Source organism: Streptomyces zinciresistens K42 (assembly GCF_000225525.1).
Lineage (GTDB): Bacteria > Actinomycetota > Actinomycetes > Streptomycetales > Streptomycetaceae > Streptomyces > Streptomyces zinciresistens.
Window position 1 is genome coordinate 1 of sequence record NZ_AGBF01000340.1, and the last position, 4176, is coordinate 4176.

4 protein-coding genes and 1 pseudogene are annotated in these 4176 nt (G+C 71.5%); 1 reads left to right on the plus strand and 4 read right to left on the minus strand.

Annotated features, from left to right (window positions below; all coding sequences use genetic code 11):
- A pseudogene (locus SZN_RS35875) lies at positions 1–269 on the plus strand (gamma-glutamyltransferase); the annotation flags it as partial.
- Positions 270–406: 137 nt separating this feature from the next.
- Here SZN_RS35875 and SZN_RS35880 read toward each other — a convergent pair.
- The 4 genes from SZN_RS35880 to SZN_RS35895 form a co-directional block, all read right to left on the minus strand.
- The gene (locus SZN_RS35880; RefSeq protein ID WP_007505268.1) at positions 407–1447 is read right to left on the minus strand and encodes a carboxypeptidase-like regulatory domain-containing protein; all 1041 of its coding nucleotides are present in this window, start codon (positions 1445–1447) and stop codon (positions 407–409) included.
- Between the two features lie 73 nt (positions 1448–1520).
- Positions 1521–2009, minus strand: coding sequence for a hypothetical protein (locus tag SZN_RS35885; protein WP_007505270.1), 489 nt, complete (start codon positions 2007–2009; stop codon positions 1521–1523).
- A 26-nt stretch (positions 2010–2035) separates the two neighbouring features.
- Complete coding sequence (locus SZN_RS35890) at positions 2036–2908, minus strand: SPDY domain-containing protein (protein ID WP_007505272.1); 873 nt, start codon at positions 2906–2908, stop codon at positions 2036–2038.
- Positions 2905–4128: an ATP-grasp domain-containing protein gene (locus SZN_RS35895; protein WP_050815170.1), complete on the minus strand. Its 1224-nt coding sequence runs from the start codon at positions 4126–4128 to the stop codon at positions 2905–2907. Before SZN_RS35895 ends, SZN_RS35890 begins: the two co-directional genes overlap by 4 nt.
- Positions 4129–4176 lie beyond the last annotated feature (48 nt).

Here is a 4176-nt window from a genome sequence, read left to right on the forward strand (position 1 = left end):
ACCTAGAGCTCAGCGACGAGGCCCAGGAAGAGCAGCGCCTCGCCCAGCGGCGCATCTTCCGCGAACAGCAGGAGGAAGCCCGCCCACGGCTGCGTCCCCTGCTTCGAGACGCCTACGAGCGCGGCACGACAAGCAACTGGAGTGATCTCCTCCGGCGCCCCCAGGAGCCGAGGATCGACCTGCGGGGAGACGAGAGTCTCCTTGAAGCAGCGACGCCAGAAACCTACGTCGCTGTCAGCCGATACGACCTACCCGCAGCGCGCGCCTAGCCGCGTCTCGAAGCGACCGCGCCCTCTCATCGGTAGCCGGCTGAAGAATGCGGCGAGAGTGCCACAGCGAACGACGAAGCCCCCGGACTCCAATCAGTGGAATCCGGGGGCTCGAAGTTGTGGAGTGGTGAGAGGGGTCAGCTCTCGGTGGAGTCGTCGGCGTGGCTATCGGTGCGGCTGCGGCGTGTCAGGAGGAGAGCACCGCCACCGGCTGCGATCAGCGCGGTCGCGCCGCCGACCAGCCACGGGGTCGCGTCAGCTCCCGTGCGGGCGAGGGAGCCCGTCGGCGCCTTCGGCGTGGAGTCCTTCACCGGGGCCGCAGCCACGGACGAAGAGGCGGCGTCAGGCGAGGAGTCGGCTTCCGGCGTGGGCCTGTCCGCGGCCGAGGGGGCCGTCCCTCCGTTGCCGCTGCTCGGCTTGCCGGGGCTGGACGGGGAAGGGGTGGGCTTGTGCGTCGGCTTGTCTGAGGGATCGGGCTTCGGGTCGATAAGGGTTTTGGTGTTGGTGACGGTCACGGTGACCGGGGCGCCGGGGCCCGCGGTGAACGTCTTCGTCGGCTTGTAGAGGTCGTAACCGGCGGGCGCCTTGATCTCCTTGACCCAGAACTTCGTGCTGCGGCTCGACATCGGCAGCTCGCCGGAGGCGGTGCCCTTGGCGCCCGTGGTCAGGGTGAGCAGCGTGGAGGTGCCGGTGCCGATGTTCACGGTCGCGCCGGGCAGGAGCTTGCCGGTCTTGTCGTCCTTGGCCTGCAGGAGGACCTGGGCGGCCTTGAACGGGTCGGTGATCGTCAGCCGGGTGGTCGCGCCCGGGGTGACGATGACGTCCTGGTCGGCGACGACCTCGTGGAGCGGGCTGCCGGTCGCCGTCTGCTTGAGCCGGTAGACCCCCGGTGCGAGGTCGGGGAAGGTCGCCTTCCCCTGAGCGTCAGTCTGTCCGCGTCCGGCTTCCTGGCCGGCGGAGTCGAGCAGCAGGAACGTGGCGGCGGGCAGGGCGTCTCCGGCCGCGTCCTTCGCGATGATCTCGACGCTGCCTGCGTCCGGAGCCGGGGTCTCGGTGGGAGCTGCGGAGGCCGAGGGGGTTGGTTCGGCGGGTTCGGCGCTGGCGGCCGGTGCCCAGGTCAGGGTGCCAGCCGCCGCGACGGCGACAGCAGCAGCGGATCGGATGAGGCGTGCGTGCACGAGGAAGAGGCTCCTAGGGGCGGGAATGAGGGCGTTCGGATGTGGCCAGGGCATCGGCGGACAAGAGCAGGGCTCAGCGGTTGCGCGAGCCGTTGCGGGCAACCGGCTCGGCCGGAGTGGGCTGCGCGGTGCGGCCCGCAGTGCGGCGGGGCTTGCTGGCGGTCCGGGCGCTGGGGAACCAGACGGCGGTGTACTGCTCGATGGCGTCGCGCAGCCCGGTGGTGACGGCGCCGTCCCAGGGAGGGCGTCCGGGTTGGTGGTGCCCGTCGAAGGTGGCGTACCGCGAGGTGCCTGGCCGGGTGCCGTGGGCTTCGTCGCGGCGGTGGAAGGTGCCGTGGTCGAGAAAGCTGAGGGCGACGGCGTCGATCTCGCCGCGGTCGGGGTGGAGGACCGCCAGGCGCAGGCCGCCGTAGGCGCCGGCGTAGAGGGCGCCCTTGAAGTCGATGCGCAGCCGTAGGGGGCTCCCCGGGGTCGGGGCGGCGTAATAGGTGTTGCCGACAACGGCGTGGTCGGCGAAAGGGAGGCAGAGCTCGGCGAAGAACTCGGGAGCCTGGAGGGACACGGTGGACTCCGGCGGGTGGGGCCGTGTCAGCGGCGGGGGCCGGGCAGGGCGGGTCGGCTGGTGGTGCTCCAGCGCGGGACGCTGGCTGCCGGCACCGCGGTCGGGCGGCGAGCGGCGAGGGCCCGCTGGACGTCGAGCGGAGTCGGGCTCGGCAGGGAGGGCGGGAGGACGGGGGTGAGTTGGGCGCGGCCCTTGACGTAGCTGTGGGTCGCCTGCCGCCACCGCAGCAGCGGCGCGGGGTCGGCTACGGACTCGGTGACGGCGCGCAGGAGGGCGGCCGGGGTGTCGGTGCTGGCGGTCGCGTACCAGAAGGGCCGGTCGACGTTGGTGCCGGACCACAGGTGCCAGCGGGCGCTGCGTGAGTCCAGCTCGCTCTTCGCGTCGAGGGGGCCAACGGCGTACTCCAGGGTGGCGAGGCCGTCGGGTGAGGTGACGGCGAAGGTGTCCGGGCTGGGTCGGTCGAACTGCCAGCCGCGGGCGATGAGCGGGTCGACGGCGAGGAACGGGTCGCGCTCCGGGCTGCCGACGACCGGGCGGGCGAGGTAGCGGTCCGGGCCGTCGCAGTACGCGGTGGCGAGGGCGGTGGTGAAGGCGGTGGCGAACTCCGTCGGTGCGTCGGCGTTGAAGCAGACGCCCCAGACCGGCGGGCCGAAGGCGTCGCGGTAGGCGTTGATGCGCCACAGGCCGTCGTCCTCGCCCTCGGGGAGGTACCCCAGGCGCACCCGGCCGTCGGGGGCCGTGAGGTAGGCGTTGCCGAGGTCGTCGTGATGCAGGTCCCACCCGAGGTCGCGCAGCGGGACGAGGGCCGGGTCGCCGACCGTGGTCGAGCGGGCCAGGTGGCGGGGGAAGACGTAGACGTCGCCATCGAGGTCATCCTGCGTAGCGGGCTGCAGGCTCATCGGTCCGCCTTCACGGCGACGGTGATCTCATCCGCAACGGCGCTGAGGCGTTCGTTGACCTGGGCGGGAGTGCTGCCGGTCACGATGTAGAACCCGGCGCGGGCGGTGAACAGCGTGCCGCCGTCCTGCGGGAGCACGAGGCGGTCTCCGGGACGGCGCTGGAAGCACAGCCGGTCCAGCCACGGCGGGCGAGGACCTGTGTAGCCGAGGTGGGTGAGGGTGCCGGAAGTGTGCGGGTAGATCATCCCGATGGCAGCGGCGCCTACGCGGCTGGCCGTGAGGTCGGGGGCTTGACCGCAGGCCAGGTCAGCGGCAGCGCGCGGCAGGTCGATTCCGGTGGTGAGGCGGACGAGGTGGCCGATCATGTCGCCGGCGAGTCGCCCGTTGACCTCGATCAGACGCGGTCGGCCGTCGACGAGACGCATCTCGATGTGGCTGACGCCGGTGGTGATCCCCAGTGCTCGGATGGCGGCCCGCGCGGCGAGCGTGACGATACCGAGGAGTGGATCGGCAGCGTCGACACGGTGCGCGAGCTGTTCGAAGTGGGGCGGCGGGCTGATGGTCTTGCGGTTGACCGCGACCACCGTGGTCGTTCCGCGGTAGGTGACGCACTCGACGCTGATCTCGGGACCGTCGAGGAACTCCTCCACGAGCACCTGCTTGTTCTCTGCCGCCGGCTCGGCCGTCAGCTGCGCGACATGATGTGCGGCGGCGAGCTGATCCGGGGTGTCCACGCGCTGTACACCCATGGCGCCGGCGTGGGCAGCGGGCTTGAGGACGACCGGGTAGCCGATCTGGGTGGCCGCGGCCTGGGCTTCTGGCAGGCTGCGCACGCTCAACGAGACGGCGGACGGTACACCGTGGCGGGCGAACAGGGTACGTGCGGTTGCCTTGTTGCGGCACGCACGTGTCACCTCGACGGAGTTGGCGGGCAGTCCGAGGGCGCGGGCGAGACGGGTGGTCGGCACGAGGCACCACTCGTCCCAGGTCATGACTCCGGCCAGGTCGTGGCGTGCGGCCAGGGCCCGGCCCCCTGCCAACAGGGCGGCGGGATCGTCGAGGTCCGCGACGGAGTGGTCGATGATGTGCGGCTTCTCCCAGGAGGGTTCGGCGGCGGTGAGCAGCACGACGTCGTAGGTGTCGGCGACTTGCTCAAGGCAGTAGCCGCGGTAATTCGCGTCTCCGGGAGCGACGACGAGCACGACGGGGCGGTCAGACAAGAAGGTGGTCTCCGTATCGGTAAGCAGGATCAGGAGGAGGGCTCTCAG